This window comes from Brevundimonas sp. ZS04 (assembly GCF_001956865.1).
In the GTDB taxonomy this organism is placed as follows: Bacteria; Pseudomonadota; Alphaproteobacteria; order Caulobacterales; family Caulobacteraceae; genus Brevundimonas; species Brevundimonas diminuta.
This window is the reverse complement of record NZ_MTHE01000010.1, coordinates 59876-77464: the sequence shown is the minus strand read 5'-3', so window position 1 is coordinate 77464 and position 17589 is coordinate 59876. Positions and strand designations below refer to the sequence as shown.

Annotated in this window: 18 protein-coding genes; 5 read left to right on the top strand and 13 right to left on the bottom strand. The window is 69.3% G+C overall.

The features are described from left to right. Window positions 1-45: 45 nt before the first annotated feature. Both ptsP and BJP32_RS12965 read right to left on the bottom strand, forming a co-directional pair. Entirely contained in the window at window positions 46-2325 is a 2280-nt protein-coding gene (gene ptsP / locus BJP32_RS12970) for a phosphoenolpyruvate--protein phosphotransferase (protein ID WP_046654431.1), read from the bottom strand. Between the two features lie 58 nt (window positions 2326-2383). After that, entirely contained in the window at window positions 2384-3673 is a 1290-nt protein-coding gene (locus tag BJP32_RS12965; RefSeq protein ID WP_076224413.1) for an aspartate kinase, read from the bottom strand. Window positions 3674-3717: 44 nt separating this feature from the next. Here BJP32_RS12965 and ubiG point away from each other — a divergent pair, with 44 nt between their 5' ends. Continuing rightward, window positions 3718-4548 (top strand): bifunctional 2-polyprenyl-6-hydroxyphenol methylase/3-demethylubiquinol 3-O-methyltransferase UbiG, encoded by an 831-nt coding sequence (ubiG, locus tag BJP32_RS12960; RefSeq protein ID WP_223850921.1) that lies wholly within the window; start codon window positions 3718-3720, stop codon window positions 4546-4548. Further along, a complete protein-coding gene (locus BJP32_RS12955) occupies window positions 4545-5090 on the top strand; it encodes an AAA family ATPase (RefSeq protein WP_076224412.1) in 546 nt (181 codons plus the stop codon). Before ubiG ends, BJP32_RS12955 begins: the two co-directional genes overlap by 4 nt. Here BJP32_RS12955 and BJP32_RS12950 read toward each other — a convergent pair. Genes BJP32_RS12950 through BJP32_RS12920 form a run of 7 tightly spaced genes read right to left on the bottom strand, consistent with a single transcriptional unit; the run spans window position 5077 to window position 9269 of the window. After that, window positions 5077-5610, bottom strand: a complete 534-nt coding sequence (locus tag BJP32_RS12950) for a GNAT family N-acetyltransferase (protein ID WP_083673996.1) — start codon at window positions 5608-5610, stop codon at window positions 5077-5079. The two genes, BJP32_RS12955 and BJP32_RS12950, sit on opposite strands and share 14 nt — an antisense overlap. Window positions 5611-5656: 46 nt before the next feature. Continuing rightward, the gene (locus BJP32_RS12945; protein WP_233126835.1) at window positions 5657-6031 is read right to left on the bottom strand and encodes a DUF6265 family protein; all 375 of its coding nucleotides are present in this window, start codon (window positions 6029-6031) and stop codon (window positions 5657-5659) included. A gap of 42 nt (window positions 6032-6073) precedes the next feature. Next, window positions 6074-6883 carry a helix-turn-helix domain-containing protein gene (locus BJP32_RS12940; protein WP_076224409.1) on the bottom strand — a complete coding sequence of 270 codons (810 nt, stop codon included), beginning with the start codon at window positions 6881-6883 and terminating at the stop codon, window positions 6074-6076. Window positions 6884-6889: 6 nt separating this feature from the next. Next, window positions 6890-7333, bottom strand: coding sequence for a DUF1178 family protein (locus tag BJP32_RS12935; protein ID WP_076224407.1), 444 nt, complete (start codon window positions 7331-7333; stop codon window positions 6890-6892). Then, on the bottom strand, window positions 7330-8169 hold the full coding sequence (locus BJP32_RS12930; protein WP_076224405.1) for a carbon-nitrogen hydrolase family protein: 840 nt from the start codon (window positions 8167-8169) through the stop codon (window positions 7330-7332). Before BJP32_RS12930 ends, BJP32_RS12935 begins: the two co-directional genes overlap by 4 nt. Beyond that, window positions 8170-8427 carry a glutaredoxin 3 gene (gene grxC / locus BJP32_RS12925; protein WP_003164178.1) on the bottom strand — a complete coding sequence of 86 codons (258 nt, stop codon included), beginning with the start codon at window positions 8425-8427 and terminating at the stop codon, window positions 8170-8172. 35 nt (window positions 8428-8462) lie between these two features. Beyond that, window positions 8463-9269, bottom strand: a complete 807-nt coding sequence (locus tag BJP32_RS12920; protein ID WP_076224404.1) for a ComF family protein — start codon at window positions 9267-9269, stop codon at window positions 8463-8465. Here BJP32_RS12920 and BJP32_RS12915 point away from each other — a divergent pair. Then, window positions 9268-10164, top strand: a complete 897-nt coding sequence (locus tag BJP32_RS12915; RefSeq protein ID WP_076224402.1) for a methyltransferase domain-containing protein — start codon at window positions 9268-9270, stop codon at window positions 10162-10164. The genes BJP32_RS12920 and BJP32_RS12915 overlap by 2 nt on opposite strands. Window positions 10165-10183: 19 nt before the next feature. Here the strand turns inward: BJP32_RS12915 and BJP32_RS12910 are convergent, their stop codons facing one another. Genes BJP32_RS12910 through BJP32_RS12895 form a run of 4 tightly spaced genes read right to left on the bottom strand, consistent with a single transcriptional unit; the run spans window position 10184 to window position 13127 of the window. Then, entirely contained in the window at window positions 10184-10366 is a 183-nt protein-coding gene (locus tag BJP32_RS12910) for a Flp family type IVb pilin (protein ID WP_003164181.1), read from the bottom strand. A 27-nt stretch (window positions 10367-10393) separates the two neighbouring features. Beyond that, window positions 10394-10810, bottom strand: coding sequence for a (deoxy)nucleoside triphosphate pyrophosphohydrolase (locus tag BJP32_RS12905; protein ID WP_003164182.1), 417 nt, complete (start codon window positions 10808-10810; stop codon window positions 10394-10396). Further along, entirely contained in the window at window positions 10807-12189 is a 1383-nt protein-coding gene (argJ, locus tag BJP32_RS12900; RefSeq protein ID WP_040344669.1) for a bifunctional glutamate N-acetyltransferase/amino-acid acetyltransferase ArgJ, read from the bottom strand. Before argJ ends, BJP32_RS12905 begins: the two co-directional genes overlap by 4 nt. Next, window positions 12186-13127 (bottom strand): peptidylprolyl isomerase, encoded by a 942-nt coding sequence (locus BJP32_RS12895; RefSeq protein WP_046654418.1) that lies wholly within the window; start codon window positions 13125-13127, stop codon window positions 12186-12188. Before BJP32_RS12895 ends, argJ begins: the two co-directional genes overlap by 4 nt. A gap of 276 nt (window positions 13128-13403) precedes the next feature. On the opposite strand from BJP32_RS12895, the gene secA reads away from it, so the two are divergent. Beyond that, complete coding sequence (gene secA, locus BJP32_RS12890) at window positions 13404-16256, top strand: preprotein translocase subunit SecA (protein ID WP_046654415.1); 2853 nt, start codon at window positions 13404-13406, stop codon at window positions 16254-16256. A gap of 167 nt (window positions 16257-16423) precedes the next feature. Next, window positions 16424-17587 carry an aminotransferase class V-fold PLP-dependent enzyme gene (locus tag BJP32_RS12885; RefSeq protein WP_046654413.1) on the top strand — a complete coding sequence of 388 codons (1164 nt, stop codon included), beginning with the start codon at window positions 16424-16426 and terminating at the stop codon, window positions 17585-17587. The last annotated feature ends 2 nt before the right edge of the window (window positions 17588-17589 follow it).

The following is a 17589-nucleotide window of genomic DNA, read 5'->3' as shown; positions in this document are numbered from 1 at the left end:
ACGAGGCCGGGAGCGCGGGCAACGCGGGAAAGCGGCCCCGCTTTCTCAGACTTCGACATTGAGCTTGCGCGCCAGGGACTCGATCTCGCCGCGCACCGACCCCGCCGAGGAGCCGAGCAGGGCGTTCATCCCCCGCCGCGCCGCGTTCAGATCAGCCGACAGGATCATGCGCTTGACCGGTCCCACCCCGCCCGCCGGAACGGACAAACGACTGTAGCCCAGGGTGATCAGGGCGAAGGCCTCCAGCGGACGGCCCGCCAGTTCGCCGCAGACTGAGACGGGCGTGGCGCTGTCGGCGCACTTCTGCTGAATATCCGCCAGGGCGCGCAGGAAGGGCGGCGACAGGGGATCGTAGCGATCCGACACGCGCGGGTTCGTCCGGTCGGCGGCGAACATATACTGCAGCAGGTCGTTGGTGCCGATCGAAACGAAGTCGGTCAGCGGCAGCAGGGCGTCCAGGTGCCACAGCAGGCTGGGGCATTCGATCATGGCCCCGACCCGCAGCAGGGACGGCAGAGGCCGCCCCCGGCGCCGCGCCCAGTCGCATTCGACGTCGACCAGTTCGCGGGCGGCCCGGAACTCGTCCACCGTGGCGATCATGGGGAACATGACGCGCAGCTCGCGCCCGGCGGCGGCGCTGAGCAGGGCGCGCAGCTGCATCCGCAGCAGGGCCGGACGATCCAGCCCAAGGCGGATGGCGCGGCGGCCCAGCGCCGGGTTCTCTTCGCGCTCATTGTCGAGGTAGGGCAGCACCTTGTCGCCGCCGATGTCCAGCGTGCGGAAGGTGACGGGCCGGTCGCCGGCCGCATCCAGCACCAGCTTGTAGAGCGCCGCCTGAGCGTCCAGGCGCGGCAGCTCGTCCGAGACCATGAACTGAAATTCGGTGCGGAACAGGCCGATGCCCTCGGCGCCCGTGGCGTCCAGATTCTCCAGATCCACCGCCAGGCCGGCGTTGGTCAGCAGCATGATGCGCTTGCCGTCCCTGGTGACAGCGGGGGTGTCGCGCAGCTGGTCGAACTCGGCGCGGCGCTGTTCGCGCACGGCCATGCGGCTCTCGACCGCCGCCAGCATATCGGGGCGGGGCCGCAAGTAGGCCTCGCCCGTCTCTCCGTCGACGATGACCTGATCGCCCTCGGTCAGGCGATCCCGCAGGCCCTGCAGGCGGCCGACGCAGGGAATCTGCAGGGCGCGGGCGACGATGGCCGCGTGGGCGGCCGCCGAGCCTTCTTCCAGCAACAGGCCGCGCAGCTTGTGGCGCGGATACTCCAGCAGGTCCGCCGGTCCCAGGTTCTTGGCCACCAGGATGGCGTCGTCGGGCAGGTCGCGCTGGCCCGGATGATCGCCCGCCATCAGCCGCAGCAGGCGGTTGGCCAGATCCTCGAAGTCGTGCAGCCGCTCGCGGATATAGGGATCGCGGGCGTTGGCGAAGCGGGCGCGGTGCTCGTTGCGGACGCGGTCCACGGCGGCCTCGGCCGTCAGGCCGGAACGCACGGCCTCCTCCAGCGACCGGTTCCAGCCCCGGTCGTCGGCGAACATCCGATAGGTCTCCAGCACCTCATAGGGGGTGCCGCCCAGCTTGCCCTGGCTGCCTTCCAGCAAGGCGTCGATGCTGGTGCGAAGACGCTCCAGCGCCTCCTTGAGCCGCACCTCTTCGGCGGCCGGATCGTCGGACAGCAGCTGCTCCGGCGCGATCGGCGCCTCGTGCAGCACGGCCTGCCCGAACGACAGGCCCTCGGCGAACTTCTGCCCCTTCAGCCGCTCAGGCCGATGGGGCGCGACCTCGACGTCGCGCAGTTCCTCCAGCGCCAACAGCTCGCCCGAAGCCACCGTCTCGGCCAGGACCATGGCGATGGTCTGGATGTCCTCGACCTCTTCCTCGTCATAACGACGGGCGGCGCGGTTCTGGACGACCAGGACGCCGATGGCCCGGCCGCCGCGCAGCAGGGGCGCGCCGAGGAAGGCGTGATAGGGGTCTTCGCCCGTTTCCGGCCGATAGGAGAAGCTGGGGTGCGACTGGGCGTCCGACAGGCTGATCGGCGCGGCCGTGCGCGCCACCTCGCCGACCAGGCCCTCGCCGGGGCGCAGGCGGGTGTTGTGGACGGCCTCGGGGTTCAGACCCTCGGTGGCGAACAGCTCCAACTCGCCCGAGGCGCGCCGCAGATAGATGGAGCAGACCTCGGCCACCATGGAGCGGGCGATGATCCGCACCACCATGTTCAGCCGGTCCTGCGCGGGCGCGCCGCCCCCGGCCCCGGCCAGAGCCTCGCGGATCTGGCGCAGCAGGAGGCGGGGCCCCCTCGCCGTCGCTGCCACGCCCTTGACCATGCCTGCTCCCGCCTTGCCGCTCCCGATCCGTTCCAGATAGGGCGGCGCTTCCGATATCCTAGTCTTCCGCGTCCAGACCGTAGGCCGCGTGCAACGCCCGGACCGCCAGTTCGGCGTAATCCGAATCGATCAGCACGCTGATCTTGATTTCTGAGGTCGAGATGGCCTGGAACTTCACGCCCTTGTCGGCCAGGGCGCGGAACATGGTCTGGGCCACGCCCGCGTGACTGCGCATGCCCACGCCGATCACCGAGACCTTGGCCACGTCGTCGTCGACCCGCAGCTCCTCGAAGCCGATCTCGGCCTTGGCGGCGGTCATCAGGTCGGCGGCGCGGCGCGCGTCGCGGCGGCCCGTCGTGAAGGTCAGGTTGACCGCGCCTTCGGTGCGGGCCTGGCTCTGCACGATCATGTCGACGTTGACCTCGGCCTCGGCCAGGCGGGTGAAGACGTCGGCCGGAGCATCCGTCCGGTCCGACAGGCCAAGCAGCGTGATCCGGGCTTCGTCCCGGCTCATGGTCACGCCGGAAACGATGCGCTTTTCCACGATCTCATCCTCGTCGCAAATCAGGGTGCCGGCGTGTTGCGGCAGGTTTCCGTTTTCATCCGGTTCGATGAAGCTGGACAGGACACGCACCGGCACGCGCTTGTGCATGGCCAGCTCGACCGAGCGGGTCTGAAGCACCTTGGCGCCCAGCGACGCCATCTCCAGCATCTCTTCGTAGGACACCTTCTCCAGACGCCGGGCGCGGCTCTGGATGCGCGGGTCGGTCGTATAGACGCCGTCCACGTCGGTATAGATGTCGCACGGCGCGCCCAGGGCCGCCGCCACCGCCACGGCCGAGGTGTCCGAACCGCCCCGGCCCAGGGTGGTGATGCGCCCGTCGCGGGTCACGCCCTGGAAGCCCGGCACAATGGCGATCTCGCCCGCGTCGAGCGCGGCCCCCAGCACATCGCCGGGCACCTCTTCGATGCGGGCGCGGCCGTGGGCGTCGTCGGTCAGGATCGGAATCTGCCAGCCCATCCAGCTGCGCGCCTTCAGGCCCATGTTGCGCAGGGTCAGGGCCAGCAGGCCCGACGTCACCTGCTCGCCCGAGGCGACCACCACGTCGTATTCATCGTCCGACAGGACGCCGTCGCCGTACAGGCCCGGCGCGGCCGCGCCCACGCCGTCGGTCCAGGCGACCAGCTCATTGGTCTTGCCCGCCATGGCCGAGACGACCACGGCCACCTTCTTGCCCCTGGCGGCTTCGGCGGCGACGATGCGCGCCGCGCGACGGATGCGTTCCAGGTCGGCCATGGAGGTGCCGCCGAACTTCATCACCAACCGGTTCGTGTCGGCCCGCGTCATCCTGGCGTCTGATCCCCTGCTTGCATGGCGGGCGAAGGCGGTCCATGCCTCTGCCCATGCCCGCTTCTAACGACAGCCTCGATCCGCGCAAACCCCAAAGCGAAGAGGGTTTTTCACCCTTTGCTACCGATCGTGCCGAAGGGCCGAGCATCGACCCGGCCGACGTGGCGCGCTTTTCGGCCCAGGCGGCCGAGTGGTGGGATCCCAAAGGCCCCTTCGCCCCCCTGCATCGTTTCAACCCGGCGCGGCTGAAATTCGTGCGCGATCGGGCGGCCGAGCACTTTGATCGCGACGTGCGCACGCGCGCGCCTTTCAGCGGCCTCAGCCTGATCGACATCGGCTGCGGCGGCGGCCTGATCGCCGAGCCGATGCGGCGCATGGGCTTTGAGGTCACGGCCATAGACGCCTCGTCCGAGAACATCGGCACCGCCCGCGCCCACGCCGATCAGGTCGGTCTGGACATCGCCTATCGCGCCGCCACGGTGGAGCAGATGGTCGAAGCAGGCGCCGGGCCGTTCGACGTGGTGCTGACCATGGAAGTCATCGAACACGTCGCCGACCCCGAAGCCTTCATCCGCGCCTGCTCGAAACTGATCAAGCCGGGCGGCCTCATGATCGTCGCCACCCTGAACCGCACGCTGAAGGGGCTGCTGCTGGGCAAGGTCGCGGCGGAATATGTGCTGCGCTGGGTGCCCGCAGGCACTCACGACTGGCGCCAATTCCTCAAGCCCGACGAACTGCGCGCCATGCTGGACGGCGAGCCCCTGACCGTCACCGGCCCCTATGGACTGGCCTATGACCCGCTGAACGACCGCTGGAGCGAGGGCGACGACGTGGGCATCAACTACATGATGATGGCGACCCGCGACGCATGATCGGCCCGCGCCGCATCGTCCTGACCGGCGGTCCCGGCTCGGGCAAGACGACGCTGCTGGAGGCGCTGGCGGCGGCTGGCCATGTAACCTCGCCCGAGGCCGGGCGCGCCATCATCCGCCGCCAGCAGGCCATCGACGGCGAGGCCCTGCCGTGGAAGGACCGGGCCCTGTTCGCCGAGCTGATGCTGGATCGCGAGTTGGAAGCCCACGCCCGCGCCGAGAGCGCCGACGGGCCGGTCTTCTTCGATCGCGGCGTCCCGGACGTGGTCGGCTATCTGACGCTGTGCGGCCTGCCGGTCCCAGCTCATATGGAGCGGGCGGCGCAGGACATTCGCTATGACCGGCGCGTCTTCATCGCCCCGGTCTGGCCCGAGATCTTCGGCCAGGACGCCGAGCGCAAGCAGGATCTGGACGAGGCCCGCCGCACCTTCGACGCCATGGCCGAGACCTATCCGCGCTTCGGCTATGAACTGATCGAACTGCCCCAGGCGCCCGTCGCCGAGCGCCTGGACTTCGTGCTGACGACGCTTACAGCGGCCTGACCATATAGCGGGCGTCATCGCCGTAGCTGGCCAGCTTCTCGGCCATGCCCGGCGGGTTCTGAACCTCGAAGCCGTTGCGCGCCCAGAAGCTTGATGCGTCGTTGACCGCCACCAGGGCGACCGCCGGCCAGCCCGCCGCCTTGGCCTGCTCGGCCAGGCGCTCGACCACCGGCCGGGTGTGGCCGCCGCCGCGCGTGTCGGGGTGCAGAGCCAGGTCGTGCAGATAGACGACCTCGGCCTCGGCCGGGATGGCGTCGATCAGCACGTTCAGCGCCGGGGCGGCGTTCAGCACCCACGGATAGGCGACCAGATAGCCCATGACCGGACCGTCCTCGGCGGCCAGCACGAAGCAGCCTTCGGGGTGCAGTTCCAGACGGTTGGCGAAGCAGGCGCGCTCTTCCGGGTGATCGGGGAAGGACAGCTGGGCCACCGCGACCACGCCGTCGAGGTCGTCCGGCGTCATCGGCCGCCAGGTCAGAGTGGACAGCGGGCGTTCAGCTCCGCCCTGTTGAATCGCCATTGCACGCTCCGGTTCTCATCGTCGTCCGCCCCTTCGATCCGGGCGGTCAGTCTATCCCCCGCGCGTTCATAGATGATGCGGTGCGGAAAGTCGTTGTCCGGATTGGCGAAACCGCCCGCTGGGGGCCGCTGCCGACCAGGCGGAAAGGCGTCGCGGGCGCTCCCTCAGGCTGGGCGAAATAGGCCAGGCCGCCGTCTGTCAGGGGAGCGATACGCGCGCTCTCGAAGCCGCTGCGGCCATTGCGCACAGTCACCGAGTGGCCGACGATCAGACCCGCGCGTGGATCGCTCCAGGTCTCTGACGCCTCGCGCCCGCCGGAACAGTCCAGCCAATACCCCGCCAGCCACGACAGGTCGGGCGCAGGCGTCGCGGGCAAGGATGCCTGCCACAGGGCGGCGGCCAGCAGGCTGGAAACGGACATGGGCTCTCCCTCCTCAAGGACGAAGGGAAGGTTACGCCGCCCTCACGGCGCGGGCTTGTAGGAATGCGACGCCAGCCGCCGCGCCAGCTCCACCTGTTCGCGCGCCCAGGCGGTGGCGGTGCAGCCCAGGAAGCGACGGAAGGCGCGCGCCATCTGCGGTTGGTCGAAATAGCCGGCGGCCAGACCGGCCTCCAGCCAGGAGGCGGCGTCGGCGTCCTGGCCCATCGCGTGATCGAAGATGCGGCGGAAGCGGAAGACCGAGCGCAGAGTGCGCGGCGCCACGCCGACCCGGTCGCGGAACCGGCGCTGCAGGGCGCGGCGCTCGGCCGGGCTCAAAGACGGCCCCTCAAGGTCGCTCTCGGCGGCGGCGACCTGGGCGCGGACGGCGGGGTCGATGCGCCAGTCGCCCGCCCGGCGCTGATCCTCCAGCCAGGCGCCCAGGGCGGCGGCCTGCCCCGCCGGATCGCCGGACGGCGCCGTGAAGCCGTCCAGCCGCGCCACAAGGTCCAGCCGCCGGTCGGTCGCCTCGATCAGCGGGCGGCCGAGGAACGCCCGCGCCCCGTCGGGCTCGAACTTGGCGGCGACGATCTCGACCGGGCCGACCGGGCGGATGGCCATGGGCCGGGTCATCTGACCGGCGAAGATCACCGGCGGCTGAAGGCGGAAGACGCCGTCGGCGTCCTGTTCCTCATAGGGGGCGGCCAAATCGACCACCAGCTCGGGACAGCCGTCCGGGGCGATGCGCTGGACCCCGCCGCTGGGGCGAGGCGCAGCGTAGGTCCACAGCAGACGCACGAAGGGGCGCAAAGGTTCGGGCGGGGCGAATTCCTCGTACCGTTCCCCCTCCCCCATCTGCGATCAATTCGCCTTCTTGGGATCGGGCGGCAGGCTGGGCAGGGGAGCGCAAGGCACGCCGTCGTCCTTCAGCTTCTTGACCTCGGCGGGGGTGGCCTCGCCGTAGATCTCGCGCTTTTCGCTGCGGCCTTCGTGGATGTCGCGGGCCTCGCGGGCGAAGGCGTCGCCGACATAGTCGAAATTCTGCTCGACGTGGTCGCGCACCTCGCGGGCGGCCTGCATCATCATCGACTGCATATGCTGCAGAGCTTCAGGTTTCAGGGCGTCGGGCGAGGTCTTCTTCGTGCCGGAGACGGCCGGGGCCATCACCTGCTTCCTCACCGCTGTCGAGCCGCAGAAGGGGCATTCCACCAGACCGCGCGCCGCCTGATCGTCATAGTCGGACGAGGAGCCGAACCAGGCCTCGAAGCCGTGGTCGCGGTCGCAGGAGAGGGCGTAGCGGATCATAGGGGCAGGTCGAAGTCGCGGTCGTGGCGCAGGGCGGGGACGCTGGCGCGCGCCTGCTCCACGGCCTGAAGATCCAGTCGGGCGTGCAGGACGCCCGGTTCGTCGTGGTCGAGGCGGGCGATCACCTCGCCCCACGGGCCGACGACCATGGAGCGGCCCCAGGTCCGGCGGCCGTCCTCATGCGTCCCGCCCTGGGCCGGGGCCAGGACGAAGGCGCCCGTCTCGATGGCGCGGGCGCGCAACAGGGTCTCCCAGTGCGCCTCGCCGGTCGGGCGGGTGAAGGCGGCGGGAACGGCGATCAGCGTCGCGCCCGCTTGGGCCAGGGCGCGGTGCAGATGCGGGAAGCGCAGGTCGTAGCAGATGGTCAGGCCCAGACCGCCCCAGGGGCTGTCGGCGAGCACCGCCGCCTCGCCGGGCCGCACCGAGGCGCTTTCGCGATAGGTCTCGCCGTTCGGCAGGTCGACGTCGAAGACGTGCAGCTTGTCATAGCGGGCCGTGATCGCCCCGCTGGGGTCGATCAACAGGGAGCGGTTGGCGGCGCGCGGGTCATCCGCCACGCCCGAGCGGACGATGGCCGAGCCGACCAACAGCCAGACGCCCAGTTCGGCGGCCAAGGCCTTCAGCCCTAGGACAGCCGGGTCGGCGCCTTCGTCCGACAGGGCGGCGTCGCGCAAGGCGCGGCGTTGCTCGAGAAAGTTGGTCCCCTCGGGCGTCAGGATCAACTGCGCCCCCTCGGCCGCCGCCTGACGGATCAGGGGCTCGACATGCGCCAGCCCCGCGGCCGCCGTCGCCGGCGTCCGCGTCTGGATCAGCGCGATGTCGAGCGTGTCGGTCACCTAGGCCGCCAGCAGGGCGTCCAGCTCGCCCTTGCGATCCAGGGCGTGGATGTCGTCCGAGCCGCCGACGTGCTTTCCGTCGATGAAGATCTGCGGGAAGGTGGCGGCGCCGCCCGAGCGTTCGACCATCTCGGCCTTCTTGGCCGGGTCGTTGGAGGCGACGATCTCCGTATAGGCCGCGCCCTTGCGGTCCAGCAGGGCCATGGCGCGGATGCAGTAGGGGCAGCCGGGTTTGGTGTAGAGGACGACTTCGGCCAAGGGGAACTCCTGAAGGCGGATGGGAAGGTTCCCCCTCACTTAAGCGGTTCGCGCGCGTTTTTCACCCTCGCGATGACGGCCAGGTCGACAGCGCGCGCTCCGGCCTCGATCAGCGCCCGCGCGCAGGCCTCGGCCGTAGCCCCCGTGGTCAGCACGTCGTCGATCAGCAGCAGACGACGTCCCTTGATGCGTCGGCGCCCGACCTCGGTCACGGCGAAGGCCGCCTTGACGTTCAGCCGCCGTCCGCGCGCGGACTTGCCGCCCTGGCTGGCGGTCGGCAGAGGACGGATCAGGGCGTCGGGCAGATAGTCGAGCCGCGCCGCGCGGGCCAGCGGCCGGGCGATCTCGGCGGCCTGATTGAACCGCCGCGACAGCAGGCGGGCGCGGTGCAGCGGCACGGGGACCACGGCGTCGGCCGTCTCGATCAGGGGGGCGGCCGAACGGCTGATCCAACGCGCGAACAGAGGGGCGAACTGCTGCTGGTCGCCATGTTTGAACTTGAGGATGATCCCGCGCGACGCCTCGTCGTAAACGCAGGCCGCCCGCGCCCGGCCGAAGGCGTAAGGGCTGGCGACGCAGGCCGCGCACCGCTCCGCCGCGAAGTCGCCGCCGTCATATTCGAACGCCGCGCCGCAACCGTCGCAGACCGGCGCCTCCAGAAAGGCCACCCGGCTCCAGGCGTCCGGCGACAGGCCCGCGGACGCCGCCGCCTCGCGGCTGTCGTGGGCGAGCGGCGGCAGCAGAATATCCAGCAGACCCCGACCCGCATCGCGCGCGCCGGATGCTAAAGGCCCCCCGACGCCTTTCAATCGACCTCGCCAGCCCCCATCCTGAACCGACATGAGCGCCCCCTCTCCCTCCTCCGGTCCCCCGATCATCTTCGACGCCGCCCGCCGCGCCGCGCGTCTGAGCCGCGCCGAGCGACGCTTCCCCGACGCCGACTTCCTGCACCTGCGCGCCGCCGACAATGCGGTGAACAGCCTGGAAGTGATCCTGCGCGAGTTTCAGACGCCCGTCGACCTGTCGCCCCACCCCGGCGTCTTCGCCCGCGCCCTGGCCGACAGCCCGGCGCGTGAGCGGGTGGGCCAGGTGCGCGCCGTCGGCTCGACGGCCGAGCGCGCCGCGCCGGGGGCCGGGCCTCTGGGGCTGGAGGACGGGTCGGCCGATCTGATCGTCAACCTGCTGGGCCTGCACTGGGCCAACGACCTGCCCGGCGCCCTGAGCCAGATTCGCCGCGCGCTGAAGCCCGACGGCCTGTTCGTCGCCAGCCTGTTCGGCGCCGCGACGCTGAAGGAGCTGCGCGGGGTGCTGACCGAGGCTGAGCTGGAGGTCAACGGCGGCGCCCAGGCGCGCGTCTCGCCCTTCGCCGACGGCTTCGACGGGGCGGCCCTGCTGCAACGGGCCGGGTTCGCCCTGCCGGTGACGGACGTGGACCGGGTGACGGTGCGCTATGGCGATCCCTTCGCCCTGATGCGCGACCTGCGGGCGATGGGCGAGACCAATGTGCTGGCCGGGCCGATCCGGCCGCTTAGCCGCGCCGTGCTGGCCCGCGCGGCCCAGCTCTACGCCGAGCGCCACGCCGAGGCGGACGGGCGCATCCCCGCCACCTTCGAGATGGTTCACCTGGCCGGATGGGCGCCGCACGAGAGCCAGCAGAAGCCCGCCAAACGCGGCTCGGCCAAGACGCGGCTGGCCGATGCGCTGGGCGTCAGGGAGCAGACCGGGGAAGAGGGCTGAGCCCCGCTCTTCCCTGGATCTAGGCTCCGCCGATAGCGCCGCTGATGGTCGTGGAGATGTAGTCGTACATGGCCGTGGAGCGCGCTGCGAAGGCGCTGACGGCGGCGATGATGACCAGGAAGATCAGGCCGCAGATCAGGCCGTATTCAATGGCCGTGGCGCCGCCTTCGTCGCGGTGGAACCGGCAGATGAAACCCTTCACGCCCGGCCCTCCTCTGTCGTCGGCCTGTCAGAGCAGATCGCGCAGCCAGGCGATCAGCGGTTCGTCGGCCGGAGGCATGGGATAGGCCGACAGCTTGTCCGGCTTCACCCAGGCTAGGCCCGCGTGTTCGCGCGCCTCGACCACGCCGGACCAGCGCCGGCACAGGTAGAGTGGCATCAACAGATGAAAGGATTCGTAAGCGTGACTGGTAAACACGAAGGGGGCCAGGCAGGCCTCCTTCACGTCGATGCCCAGTTCTTCCTTCAGCTCACGGATCAGGGCCTGTTCAGGCCGCTCGCCCGGCTCGACCTTGCCGCCGGGGAATTCCCACAGGCCCGCCAGCTGCTTGCCCTCGGGCCGTTTGGCGATCAGCACGCGGCCGTCCGGGTCGATCAGGGCGACGGCGACGACCAGGACGGTGGGAACTTCGGGCGTCTTGCTCACGAGCGGTAGTCCCCGTTGATCTCAATGTAGCGTTTGGTCAGATCGCAGGTCCAGACGGTGGCCGAAGCCCGGCCCGAGGCGACGTGGACGGTGATGTCGATCTCGGCGTTCTTCATATAGGCGCTCATGACCGCCTCGTCGTAGGTCGGCGAGGGGGCGCCGTCGACGGCGGCGACGTGCGGACCGAAGCGGATGGCCAGACGGTCGCGGTCCACCGCCTCCTCCGTCTTGCCCACGGCCATGACGATGCGGCCCCAGTTGGCGTCCTCGCCCGCGATGGCGGTCTTCACCAGCGGGCTGTCGGCGATCGACTTGGCCAGTTTGCGCGCCGAGGCGGGGCTGGCGGCGCCCTCGACCGTCACCTTGACGAACTTGGTCGCGCCCTCGCCGTCCTTCACCAGCTGGTGCGCCAGGTCGAGCATGACGGCGTCCAGCGCCGCCGAGAATTCCTTCAGCCGACGGTCGCCGACGCGGCCGATGCGCGGCGCGCCGGACGCGCCCGTGGCGAACAGCAGCGCCGTGTCGTTGGTCGAGGTGTCGCCGTCCACCGTCACCGAGTTGAAGGTGGTGCGGACGTGCAGGTTCAGCAGGGCCTTCAGCACCGGCGGGGCGATGTCGGCGTCGGTGACGATGAAGGCCAGCATGGTCGCCATGTCCGGCGCGATCATGCCCGAGCCCTTGGCGATGCCGGCGATGCGGACCTTGACGCCCTCGATCTCGCACTCGGCGTAGGCGCCCTTGGGGAAGGTGTCCGTGGTCATGATGCCCAGACCGGCCTGCGCCCAGGCGTCAGCCTTCAGACCGGCTTCGACCTCGGGCAGGCGGGCGGTGATCTTTTTGTCGTCCAGCACCACGCCGATAACGCCGGTCGAGGCCAGCATGACGTCGCGCTGGCGACAGTCGAAGCGTTTGGCGACCTCGGAGGCCGTGCGGCGCGCGGCGTCGGCCCCGGCCTTGCCGGTGAAGGCGTTGGCGCAGCCGGCGTTGACGACCAGGGCCTTGACCCCCTCGCCGCCCTTGTCGGCGTCCAGATGACGCTTGCACCAGTCGACCGGGGCCGAGCCGACCTTGTGCCGGGTGAAGACGCCCGCGCAGGACGCGCCCTCGGGGAAGCGAAAGACCACCAGATCGTCGCGCTCATGCTTGTAGAAGCCCGCGCGCGCCGTGGCGATCTCGACCCCGCCGATCGGCGGAATGGCTGGGAAAGGCACGGCCAGGGGCGAGATCATCAGGCCCGGCTTGCCGGGCGAGGCGGCGACCGCCTGGGTGGCCGATTGCGTCGCGCGCTTCAGCGCCGAGGCCAGCGGATCCAGCGCCTTCTCGATGGCGGTTTCGATCTTCTTGCCGGTCGAGGCGGACTTGGAGGGCGGCTGGCTCATGAGGCGTTTCCGGCGGGAGAAGCGGAGGTTTTCTGGGCCGCAGGCGGGGCGGCGGACTCAACGGGGGCTGAAGGCGGGGCCGTCTTGGTCCCGTCCAGGGAGATCTCGACCTCGGCCTGGCCGCGCAGTTGCTCCAGCAACTGACGAACGCCTTCATAGGTCAGGTAGCGCACGATCTGCGGCCGCGCCTGCTCCAGCGTCGGCGGAGTTTCGACGCGGCGATCCTCGACCTTGAGCACGGCCCAGCCGGTCTCGGTCTGGATCGGACCGACGACCGCGCCCGGCGTCTGGCCCTGCAGGGCGGCGGCGTAGGGACCGGGCAGAACGTCGAGCGTCGAATAGCCCAGGTCGCCGCCGGAATAGCGGGTGGCGTCGTCGATGGAGCGTTGGGCGGCGACGGCCTCGAAGGCCGCCCCCTGCCCCAGGACGCCCAGGACGGCGTCCGCCTGTTCCTTGGTCGGCGCCAGAATCAGGCGCACCCGCACCTCTTCGGTCGCGCGGGCCAGCCGCTGCTGCTCGGCGTAGAGGCGTTCGACCGCCTGTTCGGACACGGCGCCGGACACCACCTTCTCGACCAGCATGTCGCCCAGGATGCGTTCGCGCACGGCCTGCAGGCGGCGCTGGGCGGCGGGGCTGGAATCGAGGCCGCGACGTTCGGCCTCGGCGGCCAGCAGCTTCTGATCGACCACCTCGTCCATCACCCGGCGAAACAGTTCGGATGAAGCGTCCAGGGGATCGTCCTCGCCGATCAACCCCTGCGCCACCGCCTCGCGGCGCACGTCTGAGGCCCAGACGGCGCGATCGTTGACCCTGGCCACGACGCGGTCGTTCTTTTCCGGCGCGGCCTCGTCGCCGCCGCGCCCGCAGGCGGCCACGCCCAGCGCCAAACCGGCGACGACGACCAGAAACAGGCTGTGGAGGGGACGTCGCGCTCGCATCGGACGCTCCGGGCAAGGGTCTGTGGACAGGCCGTCGAAACGGACATTCGCGCCTGAAACACGCCGCCTTAAAAAGGCCCTCGCGTTGACAGGGATAAGGGCGGTGCTTAAGTCCCGCCTGCGCCCAAGTCGAGGGGTTTTCGATCGTCTGCGCGGCCCTTCGCGCGCCCTCATCTGCAGGGAAGGCCCGGGGCCGGCGTGATCGCGGCCCTCCGACCGGGTGAAACTGTCTTTCTCAGAGCCTTCAGCCGCTCGACCGCCTGACCCGGATCGCCCATGCTCGGCTTCGCCAAGAAATTTCTCGGTTCCTCCAACGACCGCAAGGTCAAGGCCTTCATGGGCCAGGTCCAGAAGATCAACGCCCTGGAATCCAAGTTCGAGGCCTTCTCGGACGACGAACTGCGCATGATGACGCAGACGTTCAAGGATCGCATCGAAGCCGGCGAGAGCCTGGACAAGCTGCAGAACGAAGCCTTCGCCGTGGTGCGCGAAGCCTCAAAGCGCGTGCTGGGCCAGCGTCAGTACGACGTGCAGATGACCGGCGGCATGATCCTGCATGAAGGCGGCATCGCCGAAATGCGCACCGGCGAAGGCAAGACCCTGGTCGCCGTGGCCCCAGTCTATCTGAACGCCCTGGCCGGCAAGGGCGTCCACGTCGTCACCGTCAACGACTATCTGGCCCGCCGCGACGCAGAGCAGATGGGCCGCGTCTATCGCTTCCTGGGCCTTGAGGTCGGGGTCATCGTCAACGGCCTGTCGCAGGGCCAGCGCCAGATGGCCTACAACGCCGACATCACCTACGGCACCAACAACGAATTCGGCTTCGACTATCTGCGCGACAATCTGGTCTACGACCGTCGCGAGATGGTGCAGCGCGGCCACCACTTCGCCATCGTCGACGAGGTCGACTCAATCCTGATCGACGAGGCGCGCACGCCGCTGATCATCTCGGGCCCGACCGAGGACCGTTCGGACCTCTACAAGGTGCTGGACGCCCTGGTGAAGGAATTGATCAAGGACAAGGACACCTACGACCTCGACGAGAAGCAGCGTCAGGCCCTGCTGACCGAGCTGGGCTCGGAGCGGATGGAGCAGATGCTTCAGGACGCCGGCCACTTCGCCGAGGACACCGTCGACCTGTACGACCCGGCCAACGTCAGCCTGGTCCACCACACCAACCAGGCCCTGCGCGCCAACACGCTCTACACGCGCGACAAGGACTACATCATCAAGGACGGCGAGATCGTCCTGATCGATGAATACACCGGCCGCATGATGACGGGCCGTCGCCTGTCCGAAGGTCTTCACCAGGCCATCGAGGCCAAGGAAGACGTCAAGATCATGCCCGAGAACCAGACCCTGGCCTCGGTGACGATCCAGAACTATTTCCGCCTCTACGAGAAGCTGTCCGGCATGACCGGCACGGCCGCCACCGAGGCCCAGGAATTCCTCGACATCTACAAGATGGACGTCCTGGAAGTGCCGACCAACCGTCCGATCCAGCGCAAGGATTACGACGACGAGGTCTATCGCACCTTCAAGGAAAAGAACGCCGCCATCGCCGCCCAGATCGCGGAATGCCACGTTCGCGGCCAGCCGATCCTGGTCGGCACCGTCTCGATCGAGAACTCCGAAGAGCTGTCCGAAGTCCTGAAGACCTACAGCTACAAGGTCGAGCGTTCGCGCACCCTCAAGCCCGAATACGCGGGCCGCGAGAAGGAAGCGCAGAAGGTCGGCGACGCCGCCTATGACATCGACTACGCCACCGGCCGCGGCATTCCGCACAACGTCCTGAACGCGCGCCAGCACGAGCAGGAAGCCTACATCGTCGCCGACGCCGGTCTGCCGGGCGCGGTGACGATCGCCACCAACATGGCCGGCCGCGGCACCGACATCCAGCTGGGCGGCAACCTGGAGATGCGCCTGCAGCGCTGGAGCCAGGAACAGCGCAACATGGCCGTCGCCGTGACGCCGGAAGACCTTGCAGCCAAGGAAGCCGAGTTCAAAGCCGAGATCGCCGCCGCCAAGGAACAGGCCATGGCCGCCGGCGGCCTGTTCGTCCTGGGCACCGAGCGCCACGAAAGCCGCCGCATCGACAACCAGCTGCGCGGCCGCACCGGCCGTCAGGGCGACCCCGGCACCTCGAAATTCTACCTGTCGTGCGAAGACGACTTGCTGCGCATCTTCGCCGGCGACCGTCTGGACTCGATCATGAAGTCGTTCGGCGTGGCCGAGGGCGAGGCCATCAGCCACCCCTGGCTGAACCGCGCCGTCGAGACCGCCCAGAAGCGCGTCGAAGCCCGCAACTACGACATGCGCAAGAACGTGCTGAAGTACGACGACGTCGTGAACGACCAGCGCAAGGCCGTGTTCGAACAGCGTCAGGAGTTCATGGACTCCGAAGACTTGTCGGAGCTGGTCGCCGACTTCCGCAACGACGCGATCAACGACCTGGTCGAACGCTATATGCCGCCCAAGGCCTATGCCGAGCAGTGGGACATCGACGGCCTGGACGAGAAGGTGAAGTCCACCCTCGGCCTCGAACTGCCGCTGCATGACTGGGCCGCCGAGGAAGGCGTCTCCAACGAGGAGATCGAGGAGCGCATCGTCGCGGCCGCCGACGTGCGCGCCGCCGAACGCCTCGAACTGATCGGCGCCGACCAGACGCGCGGCCTCGAAAAGCAGTTCATGCTGCAGATGATCGACATGCAGTGGCGCGAGCACCTGGTCCATCTGGACCACCTGCGCGGCGTCATCGGCCTGCGCGGCTACGGCCAGCGCGACCCGCTGAACGAATACAAGACCGAAGCCTTCAACCTGTTCGAGACGCTGCTGCACGACCTGCGCCACAACGTCACGCGCTGGCTGATGACGGTCGAGTTCCAGTTCCAGGCGCCGCCGCCGATGGAAATGCCCGAGTTCCAGGAAATCCACCTGAACCCCGGCACCGGCGAGAACGAGATGCTGAACCCGATGGCCCAGAACCCGGAAGGCCAGCTGACGGGCGACGACCGCTCCAAGCTGCCGGTCGAGGCCCTGCCCGTCGGTTGGGAGCGCACCAGCCGCAACGCCGACTGCCCCTGCGGCTCGGGCCGCAAGTTCAAGCACTGCCACGGTAGTTTGATCTAAGGCGCGCAAACGCGCGCGGCGCGGTCGCTCGCTGCTTGAGCGCCAAAGACCGACTTGAGAGAGGCGGGTTCGCGAAAGCGGCCCGCCTTTTTCTTTGGCCGCGCCTTTCCTTACCGCTCATCCGTCTTTTCTGTTGGGCCGCCCGCTGATCCGGGTAAGGTCGGACCATGAACTACAAGCCCCTGTTCTCGCGCGCGCTAGGCCTCGATCCGGAACGCCTGCATTTCGCCGCTCACAGCCACCACCTGTGGCCCGACGTCAGCTTCGACGGCCAGGTCCAGGCCTGGGCCGAGGCCAACCGCTTCGCCGACCGCAAATGGGATCTGGTGTTCGGCGAGGTCATCCCCGAGGCGCAAGCGCATGTCGCCAAGGAACTGGGCCTGCCCTCGCCCGACAGCCTGATCTTCGCGCCCAATACGCATGAGATTCTGCTGCGCATCGTCTCGGCGGTCGACAAGGCGCCGGTGCGCATCCTGGCCACCGACGGCGAATTCCACTCCTTCCGCCGCCAGTCGGAACGCTGGGAGGAGGCGGGACAGGCCGTCGTCACCCGCGTGCCCCTGGCTCCGTTCGAGACCTTCGCCGACCGCTTCGTCGCGGCGGCCAGGGCGGGCGGGCACGATCTGATCTTCGTCAGCCAAGTCTTCTTCCGCACCGGCGGCCTGTTCGAGCGCATCGCCGAACTGGCGGAACTGGCCGATCCGGCCGGTCCGTGGGTGGTGGTCGACGGCTATCACGGCTTCATGGCCACGCCGACCGATCTGTCGGCCGTGGCGGACAGGATCTTCTATCTGGCGGGCGGCTACAAATACGCCATGGCGGGTGAAGGCGCCTGCTTCCTACACGCCCCGCCCGGCTTCGGCCCACGCCCGGTCGTGACCGGCTGGTTCGCCGAGTTCGGCCACCTAGAAGGCCCGCACGGCGGGGTTCAGTACCGCACCGACGGCGGCCGCTTCTGGGGGGCCACCTTCGACGCCAGCGCCCTGTACCGCTTCAACGCCGTTCGCCGGATGCTGGAGCAGCACGGCCTGACCACGGCGATGATCGCCGATCACGCGCGCGGTCTTCAGGCCCGGTTCCAGACGGCGATCCAATCGAACGAGGCCGGGGCGCTGGCCGGGGCCCAGATCCTGAACCCGGTCGAGGGGACGGCGCCGCGCGCCCGCTTCCTGGCCCTGCGCCACGCCGACGCGCCGCGCTGGAAGGCGGCGCTGCAGGAGATGAACGTCATCGCCGACGTGCGCGACGACGTGATCCGCTTCGGCTTCAGCCTGTATCAGAGCGAGGACGACGTGGAGAAACTGATCCACGCCTGCGCCCGCCTGAGCTAGGC